Source organism: Thioalkalivibrio sp. ALE25, from assembly GCF_000377285.1.
Lineage (GTDB): Bacteria > Pseudomonadota > Gammaproteobacteria > Ectothiorhodospirales > Ectothiorhodospiraceae > Thioalkalivibrio.
In genome coordinates, this window is the sequence record NZ_KB897935.1 from 66513 (window position 1) to 93050 (window position 26538).

Sequence of the window (26538 nt, forward strand, 5' to 3'; positions counted from 1 at the left end):
TGACGGGCGAGCGGTCGCGGGGACCGCGGGTGCTGGCACTATAGCAAGCCACCTGCTTCGGCTCATCGGGTGCTGGCCGCACTAGCACCACATCGGTATGATCCCGGAGACAGTCGCGCCCGTCCCCGGTTCCGCAGCCGGGCGGGCGCCGTCGAGACGGCCCGCCCGGGTACGTCCGCACGGATCCGAACCAAGGAGTGTCACATGGGTTTTCTGAAGGGCAAGCGCGCACTGATCGTCGGCGTTGCCAGCAACCGTTCCATCGCCTACGGCATTGCCGCGGCCATGCATCGCGAGGGCGCCGAGCTCGCCTTCACCTACCAGAACGAACGCCTGCGCGATCGCGTCGAGAAACTGGTCGCGGACTTCGACTCCGACATCCTGGTGCCCTGCAACGTCGAGGATGACCGCGAGATTGAACAGGTCTTCGAGCACCTGGACAATTACTGGGACGGCGTCGACATCCTGGTGCACTCGGTGGCCTTCGCACCCAAGGAGCAACTGGAAGGCGACTTCCTCGACAACATGACCCGCGACGGCTTCCGCATCGCGCACGACGTCAGCTCCTACAGCCTCGCGGCCTTTGCCAAGGCCGGCCGCGCGATGATGAAGGATCGAGACGCCTCCATCCTTACCCTCAGCTATCTGGGCGCCGAACGCTCGATGCCCAACTACAACGTGATGGGTCTGGCCAAGGCGAGCCTGGAGGCGAACGTCCGTTACCTGGCCTATACGCTGGGACCGGAGAGCACCCGGGTGAACGCGATCTCCGCCGGCCCGATCCGCACCCTCGCGGCCTCCGGGATCGGCGAGTTCAAGCGCATCCTCGACCACGTCGAGGCCAATGCCCCGCTGCGGCGCAACGTGACCACCGAACAGGTCGGAAACGCCGGCGCCTTCCTCTGCTCCGATCTCGCCTCCGGCATCACCGGCGAGATCATGTATGTCGACTCCGGCTACAACACGGTGGGCCTGGGCGCGGCCGAGATCGGCCTCGACAACAAGTAGCTCGCGGGCTTCGGCCCCGATGCCGCCTCTTCCCGTGGCAGACATGGAAAAGCCCGGCCCGCATGAGCGGAGCCGGGCTTTCTTGTTTTCGGGCTGCAACCGGTCTCGGCCAATCAAACCCGCTCGGCATTAGCGGCCATAAGGCAAGGGCGTTGAACCACAGAGTGCACAGAGGACACGGAGAATTCGCAGGGACTGCTTAGCGCGAAGGTATTCCGAGAGACAGGACAAACGCATCGCTCCCCGCGCCCCGTCCAGTCAGTCACAAACGACGTTCTTCGTGGGCTCCGTGTCCTCCGTGGTGTTACGTCCCTTGGCCTTTCCATACAACGACTCAGGCTAGTCGAGCGCGTCGGGGAAGCGCTTGATGTCGGCCTGCTCTTCCAGCCAGGCGAGGTAGGCCCGGAATTCGGCGCTGCCATAGGCATTACCGATCTGGTCACGCGCCTGCTGGCGTGCAGCGGCATCGGCGACGTCCTCGCCCATACGCACCTCTTCCAGCACGGTCACGGCAAAGTCGCCGTCGCCGATCCGGGCACCGGCGATCTCCACCGCGCCCTCGCCCGGGGCCGGCAGGCGGAACAGGTGGTCCTGCAAGCCGGTGGGCAGTTCCGCGGCGCGCTCGCGGGTGACCTCGACCGAGCGACTCCAGGCCCCGTTCTCGTCCGCCTCTGAGGCCCAGTCCTCCGCCGCGGTCAGGCGCTCGATCAGGGCCTCGCCGGCTTCACGGGCGGCATCGGCCGCCGCCTGACGCTGCAGGCGCTCGCGAATCGTGTCTTCCACCTCCGCCAGCGGGCGCACCTCGGACGGCTGGTGTTCGTCGACCCGCAGGATCACCGTGGAGCCGTCCTGCAGGTCGATTGCCTCGCTGTTGTGGCCGTCTTCCAGCACCCGCGGATCAAACGCCGCGTTGCGAATGGAGCGGTGCCGCGCAATGCCGTCCCCGGAGCCCCGCGAGAACCAGTCGCTGGTCTGGATCTCCAGCCCGGTCGCATCGGCCGCCGGCTCCAGACTCTCGGGGAACTCGATCCCCAGCGCCATCATGTCGTCCAGGGCGTCGATCTGCATCTGCTCCGCCGTGCGATCGCGCAGATCCTGCTCGACCTCGTCGCGGATCTCTTCGAACGGCTGCGGCTGGGCCTCCTGGATCGCGGTCACCTCGAGGATGAACCAGCCTCGCTCGGTGCGCACCGGCTGGCTGATCAGGTCCTTCGGCAGGGTAAAGATCACGGTCTCCAGCGTGGAGCCCAGATCCCCCCGGGCGATCTCGCCCAGCTCCCCGCCACGGTCGGCGGTCAGGCTGTCCTCCGAGTATTCCTCGGCCAGCTCGGCAAAGTCCTCGCCGGCCTCCAGCCGCTCGCGCAGCTCCCGGATGCGGGCCTCGCCCTCCTCGCCCGTGTCCTGAATACGGATCTGGCGCACCTCGCGCAGCTCCGGCTGCTCGTAGCGGCTGCGGTTCACCCGGTAGTGCTCGCGCACCTGGTCCTCGGTGACCTCGACCCCGGCCTCCAGGCCCTCCGGATCCAGCCGGAGATAACTCACCCGTACGCGCTCGGTGGTGGTGAACTCATCGGGATTGGCTTCGTAGTACGCCTGGATGGCGTCCTCGTCCACCACGTCCGGACGGTCGAACTCGTCCGCGGAGAAGACCCGCCAGCTGGCCACGCGGGTCTGGTTGCGCAGACGACTGTAGTCTTCCACCAGGCTTTCCGGTACCACGCCGGTCGCCTGGATCCCCCGCTGGATCTGCGACAGCACAATGCTGCGCGCGATGTCCTGTTCGAAGTCCGCGGGACTGATCCGCTGGGCGTTCAGCAGCTGGCTGTAGCGTTCGCGGCTGAAGCGGCCCTCTTCCTGAAACACCGGCATACCGCGGATCTCGCGCAGCACGCTGTCTCCGGCGGCCTTGAAGCCCGCGGAGTCCGCCGCCTGGCGCAACAGCTCTTGCCGGATCAGCGTCTCCAGGGCCTGCAGACGGATACCCTGCTCGTCGAGCACGTCCTCGGGGATCTCGCCGCCGAACATGCGCGCCATTTCGTCGCGCTGGGCGCGCGCTTCCTGATGCACGTCGCGCACCGCGATATCCGTGCCGTTCACCTCGGCCGCCACCAGCGGGCCGGCCCCGCCGAAATACTCGCCCAGGCCCCACAGGGCAAAGGGGATGGTGATCAGGCCGATGATCACATAGGCGAGCCAGCCGCTCGCCCGGTCACGAATCGCTTGCAACATGATGGTCTCTGCTCACTCCGCCGTGGAGAGGAAATCGGGAATCGACCGCCGATGGTAGCAGGCGCGCCCGCGCGCGTCTGCGCTTGCGGGTCCACCAGCAAGCACACGACGCCGCGACGAAGGGCAAGGGCGATTCACAGGAAGATAGGAAGGCGGGAAGTTTCTTGTTGTTGGGAGCGGGGTTCCGGAGAGCGCCGGTGCGACGCGCCGCGCGGAGTCAGTCACACCACCCGTCACGACCCTTCCTGTCTTCCCATCTTCCTGTGAGTCGCCCTTAACCTGCTTCGTGATGGCCCAAAAAAGAAAAAGGCGCCACAAGGGCGCCTTTCTCGGAGATGGCGGAGCGGACGGGACTCGAACCCGCGACCCCCGGCGTGACAGGCCGGTATTCTAACCAGCTGAACTACCGCTCCGTATTCTTGCAGTGCAACCAGGGTCAGGGTTGCACTTGGTGGGTGCTGACGGGTTCGAACCGCCGACATTCGCCTTGTAAGGGCGACGCTCTACCAACTGAGCTAAGCACCCGATAAAGCGCGCTAGTTTACTCGATCCTTGAGCGCTTTACCAGCCTTGAACGAAGGCGTTTTCGAAGCGGCGATCTGGATGGTCTGACCGGTACGCGGGTTACGACCGGTGCGGGCCTCACGCTCGCGCACCAGGAAGGTACCGAAGCCGACAAGGGAGACCTGGTCACCCTTGGCGAGGGTGTCGCCAACAACACTTACCATGGCATCCACGATCCGGCCGGCCTGGGCCTTGGGGACATCGGCTTCCGCCGCGATCGCGTCGATCAGTTCGGATTTATTCATGAAGCGCTTCCTTATCTCAGTGGTGACTCAGGCTTTCTGCCGGACTGGGCCTAGCTTACACCAGCCGGAGGCCTTTTCTCCATGGCCCCGCGACTGCCCTCGGCGAGAAATCAGGTGATGCGGATGGGGTTATAGCAAGCCCCCGGAAAACGAGTCAAACGCGATCTCCTGACCGCCCCCGCACGGGTGTGATCCAGTCCACAAAAAACCGCGGAGCCCCGGTCTGCGGGTCCCCGCGGTTTCCGTCCGTTTACAGACGCTTAGTGGTGCCGAACCCGGCGACGGCCGGATTCCTTGGCCGGTTTGACGACTTCTTCGACCTTCTCCGGGGTTTCGCCCGCCTTGCCCTCCGGCATATGCGTCAGCGCCACCTCCAGGACCTCGTCGATCCAGCGCACCGGGCGAATATCGAGCTTCTGCTTGATGTTCTTCGGGATGTCGACCAGATCCTTCTCGTTTTCTTCGGGGATCAGGACCGTGCGGATCCCGCCGCGATGGGCGGCCAGCAGCTTCTCCTTCAACCCGCCGATCGGGAGGACCTGGCCGCGCAGGGTGATCTCCCCGGTCATCGCCACATCCGCTCGCACCGGGATCCCGGTCAGTGCCGAGACGATCGCGGTGCACATGCCGATACCGGCAGATGGTCCGTCCTTGGGCGTCGCACCCTCCGGCACGTGGATATGCAAGTCCTTCTTCTCGTGGAAGTTTTCCTCCAGCCCCAGGGCCTCGGCACGCGAGCGCACCACGGTCAGCGCCGCGTGGATGGATTCCTGCATCACGTCGCCGAGCTTCCCGGTCTGCTGGGTCTTGCCCTTGCCCGGGACCACGCTGGCCTCGATAGTCAGCAGCTCGCCCCCGACCTCGGTCCAGGCCAGACCGGTCACCTGACCGATCTGATCGTTCTCCTCGGCCAGGCCGAAGCGGAAACGGCGCACGCCCAGGTACTTCTCCAGCGTCTTCGGGGTCACCGATGTGGTCCGCGCACGCTCCTTCTCGCTGGCCAGCAGGCGCTGCTTGGCCACCTTGCGGCAGACCTTGGCGATCTCGCGCTCCAGCGAGCGCACACCGGCCTCCCGGGTGTAATAGCGCACGATGTCGCGCACCGCCGCATCGGAGATCTGGATCTCGGCCGGCTTCAGGCCATTGGCCTTGATCTGCTTGTCGAGCAGGTAGTTGTGGGCGATGTTGACCTTCTCGTCCTCGGTGTAGCCGGACAGCCGGATGACTTCCATGCGATCCAGCAGCGGCCCGGGGATGTGCATGCTGTTGGCCGTGGCCACGAACATCACGTCGGACAGGTCGAAATCGACCTCCAGATAGTGGTCGCTGAAGGTGTGGTTCTGCTCCGGATCCAGCACCTCGAGCATGGCCGAGGCGGGGTCGCCGCGGAAATCCATCGCCATCTTGTCGATCTCGTCGAGCAGGAACAGCGGGTTGCGCACCCCGACCTTGGCCAGGTTCTGGATGATCTTGCCCGGCAGCGAGCCGATGTAGGTGCGACGGTGGCCGCGGATCTCGGCCTCGTCACGCACCCCGCCCAGCGCCATGCGCATGAACTTGCGGTTGGTCGCACGGGCGATGGACTGGCCCAGCGAGGTCTTGCCGACGCCGGGCGGGCCCACCAGGCACAGGATCGGGCCCTTCAGCTTGCGCACTCGCGACTGCACGGCGAGGTACTCGAGGATGCGTTCCTTGACCTCTTCCAGGCCGTAGTGGTCCTCGTTGAGGATCTTCTCGGCACGCGCCAGATCCTTGCTGACCCGGGTCTTCTTCTTCCACGGGACATTGACCAGCCAGTCGATGTAGCTGCGCACGACGGTGGCCTCGGCCGACATCGGCGACATCATCTTCAGCTTGTTCAGCTCGGCGGTGGCCTTCTTCTTGGCCTCCTCCGGCATCCCGGCCTTCTCGATCTTCTCGGCCAGGTCTTCCTGTTCGTTCGGCGCGTCCTCGAGGTCGCCCAGCTCCTTCTGAATGGCCTTCATCTGCTCATTCAGGTAGTACTCGCGCTGGGACTTCTCCATCTGCTGCTTCACGCGGCCGCGGATCTTCTTCTCGATCTGCAGCACGTCCATCTCGCCCTCGATCTTGGCGACCAGGTGCTCCAGGCGTTCGCGCACATTGGCGATCTCGAGGACCTGCTGCTTCTCCTCGAGCTTCAGGGACATGTGCGCGGCGATGGTATCGGCCAGGCGCGAGGTGTCGTCGATCCCGGCCAGCGAAGTCAGGATCTCCGGCGGGACCTTCTTGTTCAGCTTGATGTACTGCTCGAACTGGTTCAGCGCGGACCGCCCGAGGACCTCGAGTTCCTTGTCCTCGGTGTCGTATTCCTCGTCGATCAGGCGGATGTCGGAGACGAAGTAGTCCTCCTCCTTCTCGGCATCACCGGTGGTGGAAACATCCATCACGCGGGCGCGCTGGGCTCCCTCCACCAGCACCTTGATGGTGCCGTCGGGCAGGCGCAGCAGTTGCAGGATGTTGCCCAGGGTACCGATATCGTGCAGATCGCCGGCTTCGGGTTCGTCGACCTCGGCGCTCTTCTGGGCGACCAGCAGGACCTGCTTGTTCTCGGCCATGGCCGAATCCAGCGCGCGGATCGACTTCTCGCGACCCACGAACAGCGGGATGACCATGTGCGGATAGACCACGACATCGCGCAGCGGCAGCACCGCGACGCGCTTGACGGGGGAGTCCACCTCGTTCTGGGAGGAGTGGGTATCGGTCATGTTGCCCCCTCAGGGCTGGACGAATGTACAGGAGGAAGTGGGGGCGGCGGCGCCCATTTCAAGGGCGCCGCAACACTTCCGCTCAGGAATCCGCGGCCGCCTGCTTCTTGGCGAACGAGTCGTTCTCGTACACCAGATACGGTTCGGCATCGCCGCGGATCACCGCCTCGTCGATCACCACCTTGCTGACGCCTTCCATGGACGGCAGCTCGTACATGGTGTCGAGCAGGATGTTCTCCATGATGGTGCGCAGGCCGCGCGCCCCGGTCTTGCGCTCCATCGCCTTGTGGGCGATCGCGGACAGGGCATCGTCGCGGAACTCCAGTTCCACCCCTTCCATCTCGAACAGGCGGGCGTACTGCTTGACCAGGGCGTTCTTCGGCTGGGTCAGGATGGTGATCAGCGCGTCCTCGTCCAGCTCGTCCAGGGTCGCCTGTACCGGCAGGCGCCCCACGAACTCGGGGATCAGGCCATAGCGCACCAGGTCGTCGGCCTCCAGCTGCTTGAGCCACTGGCCACCAGACTTGGCCGCCTCGGTGGTGCGCAGCTCGGCGCCAAAGCCGATGCCGCCCTTCTCGGCGCGCTGCTGGATGACCTTCTCCAGCCCGGAGAAGGCCCCGCCGCAGATGAACAGGATGTTGCTGGTATCGACCTGCAGGAACTCCTGCTGCGGATGCTTGCGCCCGCCCTGCGGGGGGACCGAGGCGGTGGTGCCCTCGATCAGCTTCAGCAACGCCTGCTGCACACCCTCGCCCGAGACGTCACGGGTGATGGAGGGGTTGTCCGACTTGCGCGAGACCTTGTCGATCTCGTCGATGTAGACGATGCCGTTCTCGGCCTTCTCCACATCGTAGTCGCACTTCTGCAGCAGCTTCTGGATGATGTTCTCGACATCCTCGCCCACGTAACCGGCCTCGGTCAGCGTGGTCGCGTCGGCGATGGTGAACGGGACGTTCAGTACTCGCGCCAGCGTCTCGGCCAGCAGCGTCTTGCCGGAGCCGGTCGGGCCGATCAGCATGATGTTCGACTTGGACAGCTCGACATCGTCCTTGCCGGCCTTGGCCTGCAGACGCTTGTAGTGGTTGTACACCGCGACCGAGAGGATCTTCTTCGCGGAGTTCTGGCCGATCACGTAGTCGTCCAGGATCGCGCGGATCTCGTGCGGGGTCGGGAGGGAATCCCGCTCGGTGTGGCCGGCCTCCTGCATCTCCTCGCGGATGATGTCATTGCACAGCTCGACGCACTCGTCGCAGATGAATACGGATGGCCCGGCGATCAGCTTGCGCACCTCGTGCTGACTCTTTCCGCAGAAAGAACAGTACAGGAGCTTGCCGTCGGCGGAGGGGGTGGTTTCGTCGCTCATCCGTTTGCCTCGGTTGCGATTTCAGTGTTCTTCAAAACATGCCCCGTTTGCCTGTGAGTTGCAAACGGGCCAAGCAGAAGTCCGGTATTGAGGCCCCGCCCCGGAGCCGGTCTCCGGGGCGCGGTTGCGATCGGCGCGGACGAGGGGATCAGTCGTCCGCGGAGTTGCGGTGGGTCAGGACGTGGTCGACCAGGCCGTATTCCTTGGCGTCGGTCGCGGTCATGAAGCGGTCGCGATCGGTGTCCTGCTCGATCTTCTCGATCGGCTGGCCGGTGTGGTGGGCCAGTACGCGGTTCAGCTCGTCGCGGATCTTCAGGATCTCGCGGGCATGGATATCGATATCCGACGCCTGACCCTGAAAGCCGCCCAGCGGCTGGTGGATCATCACCCGCGAGTGCGGCAGCGTATGGCGCTTGCCGGGGGCCCCGCCCGCCAGCAGAACAGCGCCCATGCTCGCGGCCTGGCCCACGCACAGCGTGCTGACCTCGGGCTTGATGAACTGCATGGTGTCGTAGATCGCCATGCCGGCGGTGACCGCGCCCCCCGGGGAGTTGATGTACAGGCTGATCTCCTTGTCCGGGTTCTCCGACTCGAGGAACAGCAGCTGAGCCACGATCACGTTGGCCATGTAGTCCTCGACCGGACCCACACAGAAGATGACCCGGTCCTTCAGCAGACGGGAATAGATGTCGTAGGCGCGCTCGCCGCGGGCGGTCTGTTCGACCACCATCGGGACCAGGTTCAGGCCCTGGGCATGCTGCGCACCCTGGTCGGCCATGTCGTGGCTCATTCAGTCGACTCCTTGTTCGGATTCATGACGTCCTGGAAGCTGGTTTCCTTCTCGGTGACCTTGGCCTGCTCGACCACCCAGTCGACCACCTGGTCTTCCAGCACCAGCGACTCCAGGTTGCTCTTGGCCTGGGGATTGGAGCGGTAGTAGTTCTTCACCTCTTCCGGGTCCTCGTAGGTCGCGGCCATCTCCTCGAGATCGCGCTCGACGCGCTCGGCGTCCACCTCGAAGCCCTTCTGGTCGATGATCGCACGCAGGGCCAGCCCCAGGCGGACGCGGCGCTTCGCCTCGTCCTCGAACAGGCTGTCCGGCAGCGGCTGGGTCTGCTCGGCGCCACCGAAGCGCTTCTCGGCTTCCTCGCGCAGACGGTTGATCTCCGACTTCACCAGGGCGTCCGGCAGGTCGAAGTCGTGCTTGTCGACCACGGCCTCCAGGACCTGCTGCTTAACCCGGCCCTTCAGGGCCTGACGCAGTTCCCGCTCCATATTGGACCGCACATCAGCGCGAAGTTTCTCCACCGAGCCGTCCTCGATGCCGAATTTCTTCGCGAACTCTTCGTCGACCTCCGGCAGCTTGGGCCCCTCGACCTGCTTGATGGTCAGGGCGAACTGCGCGGTCTGGCCCTTCAGGTTCTCCGCCGGGTAATCCTCGGGGAAGGTGACGTCGATGGTCGGCTCCTCGCCGGCCTTCACGCCCTTGAGCTGCTTCTCGAAGCTCTCGATCAGGCGCCCGGCGCCGACCTCGACCTGGAAGTCCTCGGCCTTGCCGCCCTCGAACTCCTCGCCGTTCAGGGTGCCGACGAAGTCCAGGGTGACACGGTCGCCCTTCTTCGCCTTGCGCTTGACCTCGGCCCACTCCTTGTTCTGCTCGCGCAGCGAGTCAATCACGCGGTCGATGTCCTCGTCCGCCACCTCGGCCTTCGGCCGCTCGATCTCGACGTCGGCGAAGTCGGCCACCTGCACCTCCGGGAACACCTGGAAGCTGGCGGTAAACTCGATGGCGTCGCCGCCCTCCAGGCTGGTCGGCTCGATGCTCGGGTTGCCGGCCGGTTCCAGACCCTCCTGCTGCACCGCCTCGCGGTAGCTCTCCTGCAGGACCTCGCTCAGCACCTCCTGGTAGACGCCGGTGCCATAGCGCTGGCGCACCACCTTCAGCGGGACCTTGCCCGGGCGAAACCCGTCCAGCTTGACCCGCTTGGCCAGGGACTTCAGGCGGTTGTCGACCTCGGTGTCGACCCGCTCGGAGGGGACCTGGATGGTCATCTTGCGTTCCAGGTTGCCGGTGGCTTCAACAGAAACTTGCATGGAGGGCCTCGTCATAGTTCGGATATCGGTCATCCCTGCCGATCGCAGTGGTAACCTTCATGGCGTTGGGAAATGCGGACTGTGGTGCGAAAGGAGAGACTCGAACTCTCACGGGTTTTACCCCACTGGGACCTAAACCCAGCGCGTCTACCAGTTCCGCCACTTTCGCGATCTTGCAGAAAACTCTCGTTTCTCGCGCTGTTACCGCGCAACAGCCGCACATTCTAGCGTGTTCCCCGCCCGCAAACACAAAAGGCCCGTATGAACGGGCCCTTGTGCCGGCGCGGGGACCGGAGAAAATGGTGGGTCGTGTAGGATTCGAACCTACGACCAATTGGTTAAAAGCCAACTGCTCTACCAACTGAGCTAACGACCCTATTCGGTTTGGCCGGCGGCGACCCCGCGGGTCGCCCTGGCCGAGCTGCAAAACCGAAGGCCCGGGATCACCGGGCCTCCAGTGCCGCGTAGTTTACGGCGCGGCGGGGAAAACGCAAGGCGCCCCCGCCGCTACGCCATCAGATGGCTTCCAGCTTGCGCATGCCACCCGGCAGCAGCTTCATGTCCACCAGCGAGGTGATCAGCGCCTTGCCGAAGGAGGCCTCGTCTTCGTAGACCATCTTGTAGTACTGGATCTTCATGGTCAGCGCGGCCCCGAAGACGATCATGATGAAGGTCAGGAAGCCGCCCAGCGCGAGCGTGGAGATCCCGGTGATGCCCTGGCCGATGGTGCAGCCCATCGCCAGCACGCCACCGAAGCCCATCAGGATCGCGCCGATGAAGTGGTTCACGAAGTCGCGCACCGAGGCGAACCACTCGAAGCGGAACGCACGGGTAACCAGGGCCCAGAAGAAGGAGCCGAGGATCACGCCGGCCAGCGCCATCACGCCGAAGTACAGCACGGTGTTGTCAAACCCGCTCGACACGTAACGCAGGCTCTGGCCCATCGGATTGATGAAGGTGAACGACTGGTTGGCCCACGGGGCACTCTCGGACGGGCGCTCACCCGCGTCTGCATCGGCCACGAAGTCCCAGTCGGCCACGTAGGCCTGCGGGGTGTAGGTGTCCATGCCGTCGTCGATCTGGATGTTGCTGGTCAGCCACCAGGCGCCGAGCACCATCAGGCCGATCACCAGACCACCCAGGATGTTGTCAAAGCTCTTGCGGAAGTCCGCGGCCTTGAAGATCAGGGCCAGCAGCAGCACGCCGATCACCGCGCCCAGCACCAGGCGGGCGGTCAGGCCGTTCTCTTCGCCGGCCACCAGGGTACCCAGGTCCTGGCCCGCCGGGGTGGAGATGGCCAGCGCGGTGGTCCAGTCCATGAACAGCAGGGAATAGAGGGTATCGGAGGTACCCGGCAGCGGGCGCACCATGTAGTAGGCGATGATCGCGATCACGATCAGCACCATCAGCGACTTGATGTTGCCGCCACCGACGCGCACCAGGGTCTTGTTCCCGCAGCCGGAGGCGTAGGTCATGCCGATCCCGAACAGGAAGCCGCCCAGGGCGTGCTCGACCCACTGGAACTCGCTCATGCGGTAGTTCGGGAAGGAACCGTCGGCGCTCAGCACCCCGAAGAACTCGAGGATGGCCACGCCCAGCATGGCCACGGCGATCGCCAGCAGCCAGGAGCGCATACGCCCGGTATCACCCATGTTCACCCAGTCGGAGACGGCGCCCATGGTGCAGAAGTTGGTCTTGTTCGCCACGGCCCCCATGATGAAGGCGAGGATGAACGCCCCACCGAGGAACGCCATCGCGGCAGTTGAAAAACTGGAGAATTCCATCACGTATCCTCTCGACGAAAGATTTCAGGGCAGGCCTGCACCCACGGGGTGCGCAGCATACATCGGACGCTAGACGAGATCGAGCCCGTTTTCATTCCTGCGGGAACGAACATGCAGCCGGCGGGCTGCCGGCGGGCATCACGCGGGGATATAGCGGGTCGGGTCCGGCACGCCGGCCGCAGCAAAGCCCTCGCGCCGGATGCGGCAACTGTCGCAGCGGCCGCAGGCGCGCCCCTCGGCATCGGCCTGATAGCAACTGACCGTGTGGCGGTAGTCCACCCCGAGCTCGCTGCCCGCCCGGATGATCTCGGCCTTGGACAGGTGCATCAGCGGCGCCCGCACCTCCCAGGGCGTGCCCTCGACCCCGCTGCGGGTGGCCACCCGGGCCAGGTCGCGGAACGCGTCGATGAAGGCCGGACGGCAATCCGGATAACCGGAATAGTCCACCGCATTGGCGCCGACGTAGAGCAGCCGCGCGTCCAGGGTCTCGGCCAGCCCCAGGGCCAGGGCCAGAAACACCGTGTTGCGCGCCGGCACGTAGGTCACCGGGATGCCCTCGGTCGGCGCGGTCGGTACATCGATCGCCGTGTCTGTCAGCGCCGAGCCGCCGATGGCGCTCAGGTCCACCGCCACCACGCGGTGGTCGGTCACGCCCTGGTCCGCGGCGACCCGCCGCGCAGCCTCCAGCTCGGTCCGGTGGCGCTGTCCATAGTCAATGGACAGGGCATGGCACTCCAGGCCTTCGGCGCGCGCCATGGCCAGGCAGGTCGCCGAGTCGAGCCCGCCCGAGAGCAGCACCACGGCCTGTTCCGCGCGTTCGTTCATATCAGCGGCCCGGCTGATCGCCCCAGAGGAGCTTGTGCAGCTGCACCTGGAAGCGTACCGGCACACGTTCGGCCACGATCCAGTCAGCCAGGGTCCGCGGCTCCAGTTCGCCGAACACGGGCGAGAACAGGACCTCGACCTCCGGGTCCAGCCCCAGGCGCTCGAGCTCGGCCCGGGCCCAGTCAAAGTCTGCGCGCCCGGCCAGCACGAACTTCAGCTGGTCCCCGGCCTTCAGCCGCGGAATGTTATCGGGGAGGTTGCGTTCGGCCTCCTTCGAGCCCGGCGCCTTCCAGTCCATCACGATGGCGACCCGGGGGTCGACACCGGCGATGTCCATCGCCCCGCTGGTCTCCAGCGAAACCGTGAACCCGGCGTCGCACAGTGCCTCCAGCAGCGGCAGGCAGCCCGGCTGGGCCAGGGGTTCACCACCGGTCACGCAGACATGCCGCACCCCGGTGCGCCCGACCCAGTCGAGGACCGTCGGCAACATCAGCGCCTCGCCGCCCTCGAAGGCGTATTCGCTGTCGCACCAGCGGCAGCGTAGCGGGCAACCGGTCAGGCGCACGAAGGCCGTGGGCCAGCCGACCTGCGCCGCCTCGCCCTGCAGCGAGACAAACATCTCGCTGATCCGCAGCCGCACCGACGCCGGGTCGACGACCCCCGAGCCACGGGCGTCACGCAACGGGGCGGTGGTCATTGGGCGCGATCGATCCGCTGCAGGCGTTCGCGGGCCAGGCGGTCCAGTGTCGTACCGCCATAGTCGGCACGCACTGCCTCCAGGGCCTCGCGGGCCGCATCGAAGTCCTCCAGCTCGTAGTGGGAGTACCCGATCTTCAGCAGGGCATCCCCACTCTTGTCGCTTTCGGGGAAATCCTCGCGCAGGCGCTGGAAGTCCTCGAGCGCCGCCTCGAATTCGCCGCTGGCGTACTTCGCCTCCGCCAGCCAGTACCACGCATTCGCGGTAAAGCTCCCCTCGGGGTAATCCTCGATGAAACGCTCCAGCTTGCGCATGGCGGTGGCGTAATCACCGGCCATCAGATCGTCAAAGGCCTCCTGATAGGCGGCCTGCTCGTCGGCCTCAGGCAGATCCAGCTCGACCACCTCCTCGCGCGGGGTTGCGTCCGGCACCGGGGCCCCACCCTCGACGGCGGCCACGCGCTCGTCCAGGTGGCGGAACTGGTCGCGCTGACGGGTACTGAGGCGGTTCACCTCGTGGCGCAGGGTCTCCACCTCCCCGCGCAGTTCGCGCAGGTCCCGGTTCAGCGACTCGGAAACCTGCAGCAGCTCGTTCATCGCGCTGGAGTCCAGCACGCGTTCGATACGGTCCAGGCGCCGATCCAGCTGGCGGATCTGCGACTGGGTCGCGAACACGGTGTCGTCCTGCGCCCCGGCGGTCCCCGGCATCAGAGCCAGCGGGGTCAGGACAAAGGCCGCGGCCAGCATGGCCGCCAGGAACGGCCCCGGGCGCGCCGGGTTCCGAAACAGAAATGCCCCCGAGGGGGCATCTCCGCAAGACGTCCTGAACATCGATCGCATCTGGCTTCCCGGGTTTACCTACCCTGACTCAGCGCCGGGATTCGTAGACGAGCTCGACCCGGCGGTTCTTGGCCCAGGCCTCCTCGTTCTGCTGGAAGGCCACCGGCATCTCCTCACCATAACTGATGACCTCGAGCTGGTCATCCGAGGCGCCGTTCAGATTCAGCACCCGCCGCACGGACTGCGCACGGCGTTCGCCCAGGGCCAGGTTGTATTCGCGGGTGCCGCGCTCATCCGTATGCCCCTCCAGGCGCATGCGCGCGCCGGGGTTCTCCGCCAGGTAGGCCGCGTGGGCCTCCAGCATCGGCATGAATTCGGATTTCACCTCGTCACGGTCGAAGTCGAAGTAGACCAGGCGCTCGGCCAGCGGACTGTCCGGGTCGTCCAGGGCGGCGGCATCGAACTCCCGGTCGCGACCGATACCACGGGCCTCGGCGGCCTCGCGTTCGGCCCGCTCCTGCTCGGCGGCACGTTCGCGCTCGGCGGCACGCTCGGCATCCTCGGCATCGCGGGTCGGAGTGGCACAAGCCGACAGGGCCGCGATCACCACGGCGGCAAGGGTCAGACGAAACGCGTTGTTCATGGTGTTGGTTCCTCGAAAGAAGGTGACAGTCAAAGGGTCCGAAAATCAGTTCAGGGGTGACCAGGCCGGCTCGCGCACCTCGCCTTCACGGGCGGCCAGACGCTGGTGCACCTGGCCGTCGCGGCTGACGGAACCGAGCACGCCCCGCCCCCCGTCGGTCATGGCATACAGGATCATGCTGCCATTGGGGGCAAAGCTTGGCGACTCTGCATCGCGTCCGTCCGTGAGGCGCGTCACACGGCGGTCATCCAGATCGAGTCGGGCCAGCTGAAATCCGCCGTCACCCCCATGGACATACACCAGCGACCGCCCGTCCGGCGAGATGGTAGCGGCGGCCGCGTAGCCGCTCTCGAAGGTCAGACGCCGCGCATTCCCGCCGCCGGCTGGCTGGGCATAGATCTGCGGGGCCCCCGCCCGGTCGGAGGTGAAATAGATCGTCTCGCCGTCCGGCGACCAGACCGGCTCGGTCTCGATCGCGCTGGAACGCGTCAGCTGCCGCAGATCCCCGGAGGCCAGGTCCATCACATAGATGTTCGGCGAGCCGTCGCGCGACAGGCTCAGCGCCAGCTGGCGACCGTCCGGCGACCAGGCCGGGGCACTATTGATCCCGGTGAAGCTGGCGATACGCGAGCGCTCGCCGGTCTCCACATTCTGGCGAAAGACCTCGGAACGGCGGTTCTCGAACGAGACGTAGACCAGCTCGCGGCCATCCGGGGACCAGTCGGGCGACATGATCGGATCCTCGGAGCGGAACAGGGTGCGCGGATTGGCCCCGTCGGAATCGGCCACCTCCAGCCGGAAGGTGCGCGAGTCGTTCTGGCGCTCGACACTGACGAACGCGATACGCGCGCTGAAGGCGCCCGGGTCGCCGGTGATCTGTTCGTAGACGATGTCCGATACGCGGTGGGCGCCCCTCCGGAGCATGTCCGCCGGCACCGGGATGCGCCAGCCACCCAGGCGCTCCTCCGCCAGCACGTCGAACACGTGGAACTCCACGATCACGTTGTCCCCGTCCGGGCGCTTGGAGCCCACCACCAGGTACTCCATGCCGGCGTCGGCCCAGGGCTGCGCGATGAAGTCGGCCGGGCCCGAGGGGGCCCGCGGCAGCCCCTCGCGCTCAACGTCGAACAGACCGCTACGGGTCAGATTCGCGGCCAGGATTCGCCCCACATCCTCGTCCGGGCGGCCCTCACCCTCCCAGGTGAACGGTGCGACCGCGACCGGAATGGCCCCGGTCACACCCTCGGTCACGGTCACTTCCAGCACCGCGTGAGCCTGCGCCGACCACAGCAGCGCCAGCCCCAGCAGCATCGCGTGAATCATTCGTTGCATGGTGTTCCTCGTGGCCCGGTTGGGAGCGGGCCGGTCAGTCGGGCTCGAAACGGATGCGCACCCCGCCGCGCACGGCATCCGCGTCGGGCGGACGCGGCAGCGAGGACAAACGGTCCATGGTCTGGCGGACCGATTCGCAGAAGGCGGACCCGCCCGAGCAGCTCTCGATATCGAAATTGATGATACGCCCGGTCTCGTTGACACGCACGAGAACAATGGCACGGTCCGACGCATCCAGGCCCGAGGGCTGGCGCCAGCGCCGCTGCACCACCGACTGCACCTGGGCACGCCATTCGTTCAGCTCCCGGTCCAGCTGCGCCTGGCGCTCGGCGGCCTCGCGTTGCGCCTGTGCCTCGGCCAGACGTTCGCGCTCGCGCTCCATCGCCTCGCGCCGGCGCTGCTCTTCCAGCTCACGCTCCTGCTCGGCGCGACGCTCCGCCTCCTCCCGCTCGCGGCGTTCGGCCTCCTCGCGTTCGCGCCGCTCTGCCTCTTCCCGCGCCTGGCGCTCCGCCTCCTCGCGCTCCCGCCGCTCGGCTTCCTCGCGTTCGCGCGCCTCCTCGGCCTCGCGCCGCGCCTGCTCCGCGGCCTCGCGTTCCTGGCGGATGCGCTCGCGCTCGGCCTCGGCCTCCTCGCGCGCGCGGCGCCGCTCTTCCTCCGCCTCGCGGCGCGCCTGCTCGGCCTCTTCCAGCGCCTGCTGGCGCGCGCGCTCGGCTTCCTCGCGGCGGCGCTGTTCCTCGGCCTGGCGCCGTTCCTCCTCGCGCCGGGCCTGCTCCTCGGCACGGCGGCGCTCCTCTTCCGCTCGCAGCTGCTCGGCGACCTGCTCCTGTTCGGCCACCTCGCGCTGGTGCTCGATGCGGTCGAAGGTCTCGGCATCCACCGCGACCGCGTCGATCACCTCGATATCCTCCTGCACCGAGATCTCCACCGCCGCCCGGGTCGAGGTCGGCGACATCAGGCTCACGTTCAGCAGCAACGCCGCGAACAGCACCCCGTGCAGGATCAGGACGAGGAGCAGGCTGAGGGGGTGACGGCGCAGGAGCTCGAACACGGCGTGTAGCTCAGTCCTGGTTGTTACGTGGCGGTTCGGTGATCAAGCCGACACGACCGCCCCCGGCGCGCTGCAGGGCGACCATTGCATCGATCACCCGGCCGTAGTCCACGTTGCGGTCCCCGCGCACGAAGGTCTGGGTGCCCGGATTCTCGGCGAGGAACTCGCGCACGATCTCGGTCATCTCCTGCGGCGCCAGCGGCTCGTTCACGTACGGGCCCTGGTTCAGGCTCATGGCCCCGGAAGCATCCACGGTGACCACCAGTGGCTCGGCCGCGGATGGATCCTCGTCCAGGGCCTCGGCATCGGCCTCCGGCAGATCGACCTCCACCCCCTGCTGCAGCATCGGGGCGGTGATCATAAAAATGATCAGCAGGACCAGCATCACGTCGATGAACGGCACGACGTTGATCTGCGACATGGGCCGCCGCAGGCGGCGGCTGTTGCGACGCGACTCGGCCATGGTTCAGGCCGGCGCCCCGGCGGCGCCCTCGGCCGGCTTGCCCGCGCCCTGGCGGTTCAGCAGGGCCACGAACTCGTCGCTGAAGTTCTCCAGGCGCGAGGCCACGCGATCGACGTCCCCGGCAAAGCGGTTGTAGGCGATGACCGCCGGGATGGCCGCGAACAGGCCCAGCGCGGTGGCGATCAGCGCCTCGGCGATCCCGGGGGCGACCATCGCCAGCGTGGCCTGCTGCACGCCGGACAGCCCGAGAAAGGCATGCATGATGCCCCACACGGTCCCGAACAGGCCGATGTACGGGCTGGTGGAACCGACTGTGGCGAGGAACTGCAGATAGCGCTCCATCTCGTCGGTCTCGCGGGCGATGGCCACGCGCATCGCGCGATGGGCCGGCTCGCCGGCCACCATGCCGTGCTGGCGGGCACGCAGGAATTCCTTGAAGCCGGAGGAGAACACGTGCTCCATGCCGGACATCTCGGACTTGCGGCGTACGCCCTCGTACAGGTGCGAGAGGTCCGCGCCCGACCAGAACCGTTCCTCGAACTCGTCGCTGGCCCGCTGGGCCGCGTTCAGCGAGCGCGCCTTGATGATGATCACCAGCCAGGAGAGCACCGAGGCGATCACCAGGATCACCATGACCAGCTGCACGATCAGACTGGCGTCCATGATCAGCTGGTACATCGAAAAGTCGACTGTCACTTGTCCATCTCCCGTTATGCCGTTGTTCCGTCCGCCGCCCGCATCGCGCGCGCCACTTCATCGGGGATCGCCACCGGCGCCTGCCGGGCCACATCGACGCAGGCAATGGCGACCTCGCCGGTTGCCAGCGCCGTCGCCTCGCGCTGCACGACCTGCGCGAACTCCACGCTGGCGCGACGCATGCGCGTGACCCGGCAGGTGACCGTCAGGGCCTCGTTGAAATGCGCGGGACGCTGCATCTCCACAGCCAGACGCCGCACGGCGAACACAATTCCATACTCGGACCGCAGCCGGTCCTGCTCGAAGCCGAGGGCACGAAGCCATTCGGTACGCGCGCGCTCCATGAATTTCAGGTAATTGGCGTGATAGACCACGCCGCCGGCGTCGGTATCCTCGTAGTACACCCGCACCGGCCACTCGAATGCTGCGGTCATGGCTGGCGCGGACCCTCCGCCGCGGGCGTCAGCAGATCGCCCTCGTCCATCCGGGTCAGGCCGAACATCGCCAGGGTACGCCGGGTCGCCTGGCGCCCGCGCGGAGTGCGCTGCAGGTAGCCCTGCTGAATCAGGAAGGGCTCGACCACATCCTCCAGCGTGCCACGGTCCTCGTTCATCGCCGTGGCCAGGCTCTCGACCCCGACCGGGCCACCGTCGAACTTCTCCACCAGCACCTCCAGCAGGCGACGGTCCTGGGCATCCAGCCCGGAGGCATCGATCGCCAGCAGGTCGAGCGCCTGCGCCGCCACGTTGTGGGTCACCACGCCATCGGCCCGGACCTGGGCGAAATCCCGTACCCGCCGCAGCAGGCGGTTGGCCAGCCGCGGCGTGCCGCGGCCCCGGCGGGCGATCTCCGCGGCTCCCTCGGCCTCGATCCCCACGCCCAGCAAACCGGCCGCGCGATCCACAATATGCGCGAGATCGGTGACAGTGTAATGATCGAGACGCTGCACGATACCGAACCGGTCACGTAACGGGGCCGAAAGCAGCCCCGCGCGGGTGGTCGCGCCCACCAGCGTGAACGGCGGCAGGTCCACCTTGATCGAGCGCGCTGCCGGGCCCTCGCCGATCACGATGTCCAGCTGGCCGTCCTCCAGGGCCGGATACAGCACCTCTTCCACCACCGTCGGCAGGCGGTGGATCTCGTCGACGAACAGGACATCGCGCGGCTCCAGGGCCGTCAGGATGGCGGCCAGGTCACCGGCGCGTTCCAGTACCGGACCAGAGGTCTGGCGCAGGCCCACGCCGAGTTCGTTGGCGACGATGTGCGCCAGCGTGGTCTTGCCCAGCCCGGGCGGGCCGGCGACCAGGGTGTGATCCAGGGCCTCGTCGCGCCGGCGGGCGGCCTCGATGAACAGCCCCAACTGCTCGACTACGCGGGGCTGGCCGGTGTAGTCCGCGAGCCGCTTCGGGCGCAGGCTGACCTCGGCCCGCTCTTCCTCGGACCGACTCTGCATATCCACCAGACGTGATTCCATAGCCCCGCAGTATGCATCGCCACCGGTGCCGTTTACAGGGCCGTCCGGCGGGTTTTCGGATTCGCGTGCGTTCGAGCGTTCCCGCCCGTAGCGCCCTCAGGCGCCGGGGAGATCGCGCGCGTAGACCAGGAACACCCCGTGCCCGCCGGCCTCGAACTCCAGCCAGATCAGCGGCAGCTCCGGGAAGGCCGCCTCCACCGCGGCCTGACTGTTGCCGACCTCGACGATCAGCACGCCGTCTTCCTTCAGGTGTCCACGGGCCCCAGCGAGGATCCGGCGCACGATATCCAGTCCGTCGCCGCCAGCGGCCAGCCCCAGCGCGGGTTCGTGACGGTATTCGTCCGGCAGGGCCGCCATGTCCTCGGCATCCACGTATGGGGGGTTGGACACAATCAGCTCGTAGCGATCCCCGGGTTCCAGCCCGTCGAACACGTCGGACTGCACAGCGCGCACCTGATCGCCCACCCGGTGGCGCTCGATGTTGATCCCCGCCACCGCCAGCGCATCCGTCGACACATCCGCCAGGTCCACCTGCGCCTGCGGCAGCGCCAGAGCCATTGCGATCCCGATACACCCGCCCCCGGTGCACAGATCCAGCGCGCGGGTCACGCCATCGGGGTCGACCCAGGGCTCGAAACCAGCGGCAATCAGCTCGGCCAGCGGCGAGCGCGGCACCAGCACGCGCTCGTCGACATAGAACGGCAACCCGGCGAACCAGGCCTCGCGGGTCAGATAGGCCGCGGGCTTGCGCGTGGCGACCCGCTCGCGCAGCACCGCGACCACCCGCGTGCGCTCGACCTCGCTCAGGCGCGCATCCCACCAGGACTCGGGAAGATCCAGCGGCAGATGCAGGGTGTGCAGTACCAGCCAGGCGGCCTCGTCGAAGGCGTTGTCGGTGCCATGCCCGAAGCTCAGGCCGGCGCCGCGAAACTGACTGGCGCCGAAGCGAATGAAGTCGCGCAGGCTGCGCAATCCGGTGGTCGAATCCATGCCCGGTCTTTCCGTTACGTGCGAGGGCGGTCATCATACCGTCTCGAACCCGGCCTGTACGCCACCCATCCCGTCGGACATCACATGAGCAAGATCGACCCCTGGCTGGCGCGTCTGTCGCACCTGCTGCCCCAGCACGCCCTTTCGCGCGGCGTGCACTGGCTGGCGCGCATCGAGTCGCCGCGCCTGCAGCCCCTGCTGCGCGCCTTCGTGCGCCGCTTCGGCCTGAACCTGGACGAGGCCGCCGAGCCAGACCTCGCGGCCTATGCCAGTTTCAACGCACTGTTCACTCGGGCCCTGCGCGAGGATGCGCGGCCGCTGGAGGGGGACGCCAACACGGTGGTCAGCCCGGCCGATTCGCGCGTCAGCGCGGCCGGGCGCATCGAGGCCGGCCAGATCTTCCAGGCCAAGGGCCATCACTACACCGTGCGCGAGCTGCTGGGTGGCGAGGACGATCTGGCGGAGGCCTTCCGCCACGGACACTTCGTCACCCTGTATCTGTCACCGCGCCACTACCACCGGCTGCACATGCCGCTGACCGGCACCCTGACCCACATGATCCATGTGCCCGGGCGGCTGTTCTCGGTGGCCCCGCGCATCGTGCGCCACGTACCGCGGCTCTACGCCCGCAACGAGCGGGTCGTGGCCTGCTTCGACACGCCTGTCGGACCCATGGCCATGGCCCTGATCGGTGCCCAGAACGTCGGTTCCATCGAGACCGTCTGGGCCGGCGAGGTCACCCCGCCGCGCGGGCGCGAGATCAGCGTAAGCGAGTATCCGGACCGCGATATCACCCTGGAACGCGGGGCCGAGATGGGCCGCTTCAACCTCGGGTCCTCGGTGGTGGTGCTGCTGCCCGACCATCCGCTGAAGCTCGCCGACCACCTGACGCCCGAGACCGAGGTCCAGGTCCGCTCCGCACTCGGCCAGTTCTACTGACTTTTTTCACCACGAAGCACACGAAGGCACGAAGAAGGGCCAGGTCAAGGGCGGTTAACAGGAAGATGGGAAGACTAGAAGTAAAAACGATCGGTTAGATGGACTCGGGGGGCGGCCGGCCATCGAGGGCTATTAACTGCATCGCCCGGATCAGCCGTATCTTGCCTTTCTTCCGATCTTCCCGCCTTCCTGTCCGCTCCAAGCCCTTGACCTTCTTCGTGCCTTCGTGCGCTTCGTGGTGAATAAAAACGTTCAGGCGTGGGCGCGGGCTGCGGTCTGGTTGAAGTAGGCGGCCTTCCAGCTCTCGTAGTCGGCGACGAGTTGCTCGACGTCGGCGGCATCGAACGGGCGCAGGCCGCTCAGCACCAGGTGCTTGCTGCCGTCGGCGACTACGGACTGATCGATCACCAGCTCGTAGTCCAGGCGGATCTCGCCGCGCTTGCCGTTGACGGTCATCACCGCGTCCTTCAGGCGCGGCTCCGGCACCCCGGCGCTGGCGGCCAGCGGCTCGGGCAGGCGGAAGCCCATGCGCTCGTACATCACCAGCGGGCGCTTCGGGTTCACCATCACGCCGTGCTCCTCCATCAGCGGCACCAGCACATGCGGGAAGTTCTGCCCGGAGAAGCTCACATAACTGCGGATCAGGGATTCAATCGCGTTGGGCTCGTCGATCACCGCGCCGGAGCGCTCGACCTCGATCACGCTCTTGCCATTGTCGTCGGTAATCGCAAAGGCCTCGCCCGGGGCCTCCGGGAAGATCAGCGGCACGTTGCCCCCCACCATGCCGGTAAAGCGGAAGTGCATGTTCGCGCTGGCGCCGTAGGTATCCAGCACCAGCGCGAACAGCAAATCGCCCGGCACGCAGAAGCGCCGGTTGTCGGCATCGTGGATCGGATTGAAATCGCCGGCGAGCGTCTTGGCAAAGTCACTGCCCTGCTCCGGGGTCACGACAAGTTGACCGTCGCGATGGCGGTAGAAATCCTCAAGGAAGCTTTTGTCGGTCACGCGGTCTCCCCGAAATCGTATTGCGGCGTGGTTTTTCGCACCACTATAGCCCGAAATGCCCCTCAATGGCCTTGATAAAGGCATCGCCATAGCGCTCCAGCTTGTGCTGGCCGACCCCGGAGATCCCGGCCATCTCGTCACGGCTGCGCGGGGCGGCCGCGACCATCTCCAGCAGTGTGGCATCGCTGAAGATCACGTAGGGCGGCACCCCCTGGTCGCGCGCGAGGTCGGTGCGCAATGCGCGCAGGGCCTCCCACAGCGCGCGGTCCTCGCTGTCCATCGCCGCCACACTGCGGGCGGTGTCGCGGCGGGCCGGGCGGGCCGTGCGCGCCTCGCGTTCCGGGCGCGCCAACTCTTCGCGCAGGTGGATCGACTCCTCGCCGCGCAGCACCGGGCGACAGGCCGGGTCCAGCTTCAGCCCGCCGTAGCCCTCCTCGTCCAGGCGCAACAGGCCGCGGGCGAGCAGCTGACGCACCACGCCGCGCCACTGTGCCTTGTCCAGTTCCTTGCCGATCCCGAAGGTGCTCAGGCGGTCGTGACCGAGGCGGCTCAGGCGTTCGCTCGCGGAGCCGCGCAGCACGTCGATCACGTGCCCCGCGCCGAAGCGCTCGCCGGTGCGGTAGATGCAGGACAGGAGCTTCTGCACCGGGACACTGGCATCCCAGGTGGCCGGCGGCTGCATGCAGTTGTCGCAGGTCCCGCAGGGCTCGGGCATGCGCTCGTCGAAGTAGGCAAGCAGGGCCTGGCGCCGGCAACTGGTGATCTCGCAGAACCCGAGCATCGCCTCCAGCTTTTGCTGCTCGATGCGCTGGCGCTCGGCGCCGGCCTGCGAGCCCTCCAGCATCTGGCGCAGGGTCACGACATCCTGCAGGCCATAGACCATCCAGGCATTCGCGGGCAGGCCGTCGCGCCCGGCGCGGCCGGTCTCCTGATAGTAGCCCTCCAGGCTCTTGGGCAGGTTCAGGTGAGCCACGAAACGTACGTTCGGCTTGTCGATCCCCATGCCGAAGGCGATGGTCGCCGCCATCACCACGCCCTCCTCGCGCAGGAACCGGGTCTGGTTCTCCGCGCGGGTCGCCGCCGGCAGACCCGCGTGATAGGGCAGCGCGGTAATGCCCTGTTCCGCCAGCCACTCGGCCACCGCCTCGACCTTCTTGCGCGACAGGCAATAGACGATACCGGCCTCGCCCGCGTGTTCCTCGCGGATGAAGCGCAGCAGCCGGTCGCGTGCGGAACCGCCGCGCCCCCCGTCGGCCTGGGCGATGCGGTAGCGGATATTGGGGCGATCGAACGAGCTGACAAAGGCACGGGCCTGCTCCAGGCGCAGCCGCTCGCGGATCTCCTGGCGAGTGGGCCCGTCCGCCGTCGCCGTCAGGGCCAGACGCGGCACCTGCGGGAAGCGTTCGGCCAGCACCGCCAGCTGGCTGTACTCCGGGCGGAAGTCATGCCCCCATTGCGAGACGCAGTGGGCCTCGTCGATGGCGAACAGCGCCAGCTCGATACCCTCCAGGCGCTCCAGCATGCCCGCGGCGAACAGGCGCTCCGGCGACATGTACAGCAGATCCAGTTCGCCCGCATGCAGCGCGGCCAGCACGGAGCGGGCCTCGTCCGCCTTCTGGCCGGAATCCAGACTGGCGGCCGCCACGCCGTTCTGGCGCAGGGCCGCCACCTGATCCTGCATCAGCGCGATCAGCGGCGAGATCACGATGCCGCACCCGGGCCGCGCCAGCGCGGGGATCTGGTAGCACAGCGACTTGCCACCGCCGGTGGGCATCAGCACCACGGCGTCGCCACCCGCGGTCACATGCTCGACGATGGCCTGTTGCTGACCGCGAAATTCCGTGTAGCCGAAGGTCTCGCGCAGGATCTCCAGTGGCGCCGCCGCCGGAGCGCTTCCCTGCGCTTCTCCAGCTGCAAGACCCGAGGGTTCCAATGGACGTACTCCAGACGGGAAGACAAGCCACGAAGACTGCCGAATGCCCGCCACTGCTGCAAGCCACCAGCGCCACAACCGCCCCGCGCCGGCCGCAATCCCTCCCGGTGCGCAGTCGCCCGCCGTGACCCGCCGCGATAAACTCCCCACCTGAATACCAAAATCCAGGACGCCCGATGCCGACAAACGCCCGCCTCCTGCCCGCCGCCTTGCTGGCCCTGTTCGCGTTGACCGCCTGTTCCGACGCCCCGGAACCGGACACCGCCGCCGAGGCGCCTGCGCAGGCATCCAGCGAAGACTCGAGCGCGGCCTCCGGCTCCACCGCGCAGCTCGACTACAGCCTGCCGCCAGAGGACTTCGCCGCCGACCCCGAGGCCGGGCGCTCGCTGTTCCGCGCCAACTGCATGCAGTGCCACGGCGAGGACGCCCGCGGCACCGACCAGGGCCCGCCGCTGATCCACCGCATCTACGAGCCTTCGCACCACCCGGACATCACCTTCCATCGCGCCGTGGCCCTGGGCGTGCACGCGCACCACTGGGACTTTGGCGACATGCCGCCGGTGGCCGGGGTCACCGGCGAGGAGACCGCCCATATCATCGCCTGGATCCGCCAGGAACAGCGCGCCGTCGGCATCGACTGAACACAACCCGTACATGACAGATCCACGCACGGAGGCGATCCGCGGCACGGTTCACGCCTACCTGGACGCCTGGCTGCGCCAGCGCGATCTCGCGGCCCTGCTGCGCTTTCACACCCCTGGGGTCAGCGGCTTTGGCACCGGTGCCGACGAGGCCGCCTTCAACCCCGAAGAGGTCGAACGCATCGCCGGGCGCGACATCGAACAGGTACCGGAGCCCTTCGACTTCGCGATCCACCGCGAGGAGATCCGACTGCTGACGGATGACGTGGCGCTGATCATGCTGATCTTCGACATGATCCTGGATACCCGCGGGCAGCGGGTCCGACTGAACGGCCTGCGGGCCAGTCTGGTGCTGCACGCGACCGCCGACGGCTGGCGCCTGGAGCACCTGCATGGCTCCTTCCCCGCGAGCGTCCATGGAGACGACGAACCCTACCCGGTGAAGGAGCTGGAGGAGCGCGCACAGGTGCTCGAACGCCTGGTACGGGAACGCACGCACTCCCTGGAGGCCGCCCAGCAACACCTGGAACACCTCGCCACCACCGACCCGCTGACCGGATTGAACAACCGCATGAAGGCCAGCGAGGCCCTGGCCGAAGAGATCCTGAGGGCCGAGCGTCACGCGAGCCCGCTCAGCGTAATCCTGCTGGACCTTGATCACTTCAAGCCGATCAACGACACCCTGGGACATGGTCGCGGCGACGCGGTACTGACCGCGGTCGGGCAGCTGATAACGGGCCGCATCCGCGCCACCGATCGGGCCGCGCGCTGGGGTGGCGAGGAGTTCCTCATTCTCTGCCCGCAAGATGACATCGCCGCCACAGCCCGGCTGGCCGAGGACCTGCGCCACTGCCTGGAGACCCACGACTTCCAGACCGGACAGCCACTGACCGCCAGCTTCGGCGTCGCCCAGCTGAAGCCAGGCGAGAGCGCGGAATCCCTGGTGGACCGGGCCGACCGCGCCCTGTACGCGGCCAAGCACGCCGGGCGCAACCGGGTACAGGGCGCGTGAAATCAATCCGGCCCCGGGGGCGTCCCGCCCGGTAACCGCAGGAACGCA

General features: G+C 67.0%; 24 protein-coding genes and 4 tRNA genes. 4 read left to right on the forward strand and 24 right to left on the reverse strand.

Translation table 11 applies throughout. From position 1 onward, the window contains the following. The first annotated feature begins 204 nt into the window (after positions 1-204). Entirely contained in the window at positions 205-1008 is an 804-nt protein-coding gene (locus C996_RS0110985) for an enoyl-ACP reductase (RefSeq protein WP_018867493.1), read from the forward strand. A 339-nt stretch (positions 1009-1347) separates the two neighbouring features. On the opposite strand, the gene C996_RS0110990 is transcribed toward C996_RS0110985, so the two are convergent. The 22 genes from C996_RS0110990 to prmB all read right to left on the reverse strand — a co-directional run bounded on the left by C996_RS0110990 (position 1348) and on the right by prmB (position 20960). Continuing rightward, positions 1348-3237, reverse strand: a complete 1890-nt coding sequence (locus C996_RS0110990) for a SurA N-terminal domain-containing protein (RefSeq protein ID WP_018867494.1) — start codon at positions 3235-3237, stop codon at positions 1348-1350. 336 nt (positions 3238-3573) lie between these two features. Continuing rightward, positions 3574-3650, reverse strand: a tRNA-Asp gene (locus tag C996_RS0110995). 36 nt (positions 3651-3686) lie between these two features. Beyond that, positions 3687-3762 (reverse strand) — tRNA-Val (locus C996_RS0111000). Positions 3763-3773: 11 nt separating this feature from the next. Then, positions 3774-4046, reverse strand: a complete 273-nt coding sequence (locus C996_RS0111005) for an HU family DNA-binding protein (RefSeq protein ID WP_017940837.1) — start codon at positions 4044-4046, stop codon at positions 3774-3776. Between the two features lie 260 nt (positions 4047-4306). Next, the gene (gene lon / locus C996_RS0111010; RefSeq protein WP_018867495.1) at positions 4307-6772 is read right to left on the reverse strand and encodes an endopeptidase La; all 2466 of its coding nucleotides are present in this window, start codon (positions 6770-6772) and stop codon (positions 4307-4309) included. 82 nt (positions 6773-6854) lie between these two features. Further along, positions 6855-8135 carry an ATP-dependent Clp protease ATP-binding subunit ClpX gene (gene clpX / locus C996_RS0111015; RefSeq protein WP_018867496.1) on the reverse strand — a complete coding sequence of 427 codons (1281 nt, stop codon included), beginning with the start codon at positions 8133-8135 and terminating at the stop codon, positions 6855-6857. A 148-nt stretch (positions 8136-8283) separates the two neighbouring features. Next, positions 8284-8925, reverse strand: a complete 642-nt coding sequence (gene clpP, locus C996_RS0111020) for an ATP-dependent Clp endopeptidase proteolytic subunit ClpP (RefSeq protein ID WP_018867497.1) — start codon at positions 8923-8925, stop codon at positions 8284-8286. After that, the gene (tig, locus tag C996_RS0111025; RefSeq protein ID WP_026279296.1) at positions 8922-10229 is read right to left on the reverse strand and encodes a trigger factor; all 1308 of its coding nucleotides are present in this window, start codon (positions 10227-10229) and stop codon (positions 8922-8924) included. The genes clpP and tig overlap by 4 nt, the downstream gene beginning before the upstream one ends. An 82-nt stretch (positions 10230-10311) precedes the next feature. Continuing rightward, positions 10312-10398 (reverse strand) — tRNA-Leu (locus tag C996_RS0111030). A gap of 131 nt (positions 10399-10529) precedes the next feature. Then, positions 10530-10605: transfer RNA gene (locus C996_RS0111035), tRNA-Lys, on the reverse strand. A 139-nt stretch (positions 10606-10744) separates the two neighbouring features. Then, on the reverse strand, positions 10745-12013 hold the full coding sequence (locus C996_RS0111040; protein WP_028484713.1) for a YeeE/YedE family protein: 1269 nt from the start codon (positions 12011-12013) through the stop codon (positions 10745-10747). A 138-nt stretch (positions 12014-12151) separates the two neighbouring features. Then, positions 12152-12838 (reverse strand): 7-cyano-7-deazaguanine synthase QueC, encoded by a 687-nt coding sequence (queC, locus tag C996_RS0111045; RefSeq protein WP_018867500.1) that lies wholly within the window; start codon positions 12836-12838, stop codon positions 12152-12154. A gap of 1 nt (position 12839) precedes the next feature. Further along, the gene (gene queE, locus C996_RS0111050; RefSeq protein WP_018867501.1) at positions 12840-13535 is read right to left on the reverse strand and encodes a 7-carboxy-7-deazaguanine synthase QueE; all 696 of its coding nucleotides are present in this window, start codon (positions 13533-13535) and stop codon (positions 12840-12842) included. Further along, positions 13532-14281 carry a tol-pal system protein YbgF gene (gene ybgF, locus C996_RS0111055; RefSeq protein WP_018867502.1) on the reverse strand — a complete coding sequence of 250 codons (750 nt, stop codon included), beginning with the start codon at positions 14279-14281 and terminating at the stop codon, positions 13532-13534. Before ybgF ends, queE begins: the two co-directional genes overlap by 4 nt. A 121-nt stretch (positions 14282-14402) precedes the next feature. After that, the gene (gene pal / locus C996_RS0111060; RefSeq protein WP_018867503.1) at positions 14403-14957 is read right to left on the reverse strand and encodes a peptidoglycan-associated lipoprotein Pal; all 555 of its coding nucleotides are present in this window, start codon (positions 14955-14957) and stop codon (positions 14403-14405) included. A 45-nt stretch (positions 14958-15002) separates the two neighbouring features. Then, positions 15003-16289 carry a Tol-Pal system beta propeller repeat protein TolB gene (gene tolB, locus C996_RS0111065; RefSeq protein ID WP_038032937.1) on the reverse strand — a complete coding sequence of 429 codons (1287 nt, stop codon included), beginning with the start codon at positions 16287-16289 and terminating at the stop codon, positions 15003-15005. Between the two features lie 34 nt (positions 16290-16323). Continuing rightward, positions 16324-17337: a cell envelope integrity protein TolA gene (gene tolA, locus C996_RS0111070; protein ID WP_018867505.1), complete on the reverse strand. Its 1014-nt coding sequence runs from the start codon at positions 17335-17337 to the stop codon at positions 16324-16326. Positions 17338-17347: 10 nt separating this feature from the next. Then, a complete protein-coding gene (gene tolR, locus C996_RS0111075) occupies positions 17348-17800 on the reverse strand; it encodes a protein TolR (RefSeq protein WP_018867506.1) in 453 nt (150 codons plus the stop codon). Between the two features lie 3 nt (positions 17801-17803). Continuing rightward, complete coding sequence (gene tolQ, locus C996_RS0111080; RefSeq protein ID WP_018867507.1) at positions 17804-18478, reverse strand: protein TolQ; 675 nt, start codon at positions 18476-18478, stop codon at positions 17804-17806. A 32-nt stretch (positions 18479-18510) separates the two neighbouring features. Beyond that, on the reverse strand, positions 18511-18930 hold the full coding sequence (ybgC, locus tag C996_RS0111085; RefSeq protein WP_018867508.1) for a tol-pal system-associated acyl-CoA thioesterase: 420 nt from the start codon (positions 18928-18930) through the stop codon (positions 18511-18513). Then, a complete protein-coding gene (gene ruvB / locus C996_RS0111090; protein ID WP_018867509.1) occupies positions 18927-19970 on the reverse strand; it encodes a Holliday junction branch migration DNA helicase RuvB in 1044 nt (347 codons plus the stop codon). Before ruvB ends, ybgC begins: the two co-directional genes overlap by 4 nt. A gap of 96 nt (positions 19971-20066) precedes the next feature. Continuing rightward, entirely contained in the window at positions 20067-20960 is an 894-nt protein-coding gene (gene prmB, locus C996_RS0111095; protein WP_018867510.1) for a 50S ribosomal protein L3 N(5)-glutamine methyltransferase, read from the reverse strand. Between the two features lie 84 nt (positions 20961-21044). On the opposite strand from prmB, the gene asd reads away from it, so the two are divergent. Then, a complete protein-coding gene (gene asd, locus C996_RS0111100; RefSeq protein WP_018867511.1) occupies positions 21045-21899 on the forward strand; it encodes an archaetidylserine decarboxylase in 855 nt (284 codons plus the stop codon). 252 nt (positions 21900-22151) lie between these two features. On the opposite strand, the gene C996_RS0111105 is transcribed toward asd, so the two are convergent. Beyond that, positions 22152-22904: a DUF3581 family protein gene (locus C996_RS0111105; protein WP_018867512.1), complete on the reverse strand. Its 753-nt coding sequence runs from the start codon at positions 22902-22904 to the stop codon at positions 22152-22154. A 43-nt stretch (positions 22905-22947) separates the two neighbouring features. Further along, positions 22948-24837, reverse strand: a complete 1890-nt coding sequence (gene recQ / locus C996_RS0111110) for a DNA helicase RecQ (protein WP_018867513.1) — start codon at positions 24835-24837, stop codon at positions 22948-22950. A 176-nt stretch (positions 24838-25013) separates the two neighbouring features. Between recQ and C996_RS0111115 the strand changes: the two genes are divergently transcribed. Continuing rightward, complete coding sequence (locus C996_RS0111115; RefSeq protein ID WP_018867514.1) at positions 25014-25478, forward strand: c-type cytochrome; 465 nt, start codon at positions 25014-25016, stop codon at positions 25476-25478. A gap of 13 nt (positions 25479-25491) precedes the next feature. After that, positions 25492-26490, forward strand: a complete 999-nt coding sequence (locus tag C996_RS0111120; RefSeq protein WP_018867515.1) for a diguanylate cyclase — start codon at positions 25492-25494, stop codon at positions 26488-26490. The last annotated feature ends 48 nt before the right edge of the window (positions 26491-26538 follow it).

Excerpts from the sequence above, each read along its gene's own strand:
- C996_RS0110985 (WP_018867493.1), top strand. The coding sequence starts at position 205 with ATGGGTTTTCTGAAGGGCAAGCGCGCACTGATCGTCGGCGTTGCCAGC.
- C996_RS0110990 (WP_018867494.1), bottom strand. The coding sequence starts at position 3,237 with ATGTTGCAAGCGATTCGTGACCGGGCGAGCGGCTGGCTCGCCTATGTG.
- C996_RS0111005 (WP_017940837.1), bottom strand. The coding sequence starts at position 4,046 with ATGAATAAATCCGAACTGATCGACGCGATCGCGGCGGAAGCCGATGTC.
- lon (WP_018867495.1), bottom strand. The coding sequence starts at position 6,772 with ATGACCGATACCCACTCCTCCCAGAACGAGGTGGACTCCCCCGTCAAG.
- clpX (WP_018867496.1), bottom strand. The coding sequence starts at position 8,135 with ATGAGCGACGAAACCACCCCCTCCGCCGACGGCAAGCTCCTGTACTGT.
- clpP (WP_018867497.1), bottom strand. The coding sequence starts at position 8,925 with ATGAGCCACGACATGGCCGACCAGGGTGCGCAGCATGCCCAGGGCCTG.
- tig (WP_026279296.1), bottom strand. The coding sequence starts at position 10,229 with ATGCAAGTTTCTGTTGAAGCCACCGGCAACCTGGAACGCAAGATGACC.
- C996_RS0111040 (WP_028484713.1), bottom strand. The coding sequence starts at position 12,013 with ATGGAATTCTCCAGTTTTTCAACTGCCGCGATGGCGTTCCTCGGTGGG.
- queC (WP_018867500.1), bottom strand. The coding sequence starts at position 12,838 with ATGAACGAACGCGCGGAACAGGCCGTGGTGCTGCTCTCGGGCGGGCTC.
- queE (WP_018867501.1), bottom strand. The coding sequence starts at position 13,535 with ATGACCACCGCCCCGTTGCGTGACGCCCGTGGCTCGGGGGTCGTCGAC.
- ybgF (WP_018867502.1), bottom strand. The coding sequence starts at position 14,281 with ATGCTGGCCGCGGCCTTTGTCCTGACCCCGCTGGCTCTGATGCCGGGG.
- pal (WP_018867503.1), bottom strand. The coding sequence starts at position 14,957 with ATGAACAACGCGTTTCGTCTGACCCTTGCCGCCGTGGTGATCGCGGCC.
- tolB (WP_038032937.1), bottom strand. The coding sequence starts at position 16,289 with ATGCAACGAATGATTCACGCGATGCTGCTGGGGCTGGCGCTGCTGTGG.
- tolR (WP_018867506.1), bottom strand. The coding sequence starts at position 17,800 with ATGGCCGAGTCGCGTCGCAACAGCCGCCGCCTGCGGCGGCCCATGTCG.
- tolQ (WP_018867507.1), bottom strand. The coding sequence starts at position 18,478 with ATGTACCAGCTGATCATGGACGCCAGTCTGATCGTGCAGCTGGTCATG.
- ybgC (WP_018867508.1), bottom strand. The coding sequence starts at position 18,930 with ATGACCGCAGCATTCGAGTGGCCGGTGCGGGTGTACTACGAGGATACC.
- ruvB (WP_018867509.1), bottom strand. The coding sequence starts at position 19,970 with ATGGAATCACGTCTGGTGGATATGCAGAGTCGGTCCGAGGAAGAGCGG.
- prmB (WP_018867510.1), bottom strand. The coding sequence starts at position 20,960 with ATGGATTCGACCACCGGATTGCGCAGCCTGCGCGACTTCATTCGCTTC.
- asd (WP_018867511.1), top strand. The coding sequence starts at position 21,045 with ATGAGCAAGATCGACCCCTGGCTGGCGCGTCTGTCGCACCTGCTGCCC.
- C996_RS0111115 (WP_018867514.1), top strand. The coding sequence starts at position 25,014 with ATGCCGACAAACGCCCGCCTCCTGCCCGCCGCCTTGCTGGCCCTGTTC.
- C996_RS0111120 (WP_018867515.1), top strand. The coding sequence starts at position 25,492 with ATGACAGATCCACGCACGGAGGCGATCCGCGGCACGGTTCACGCCTAC.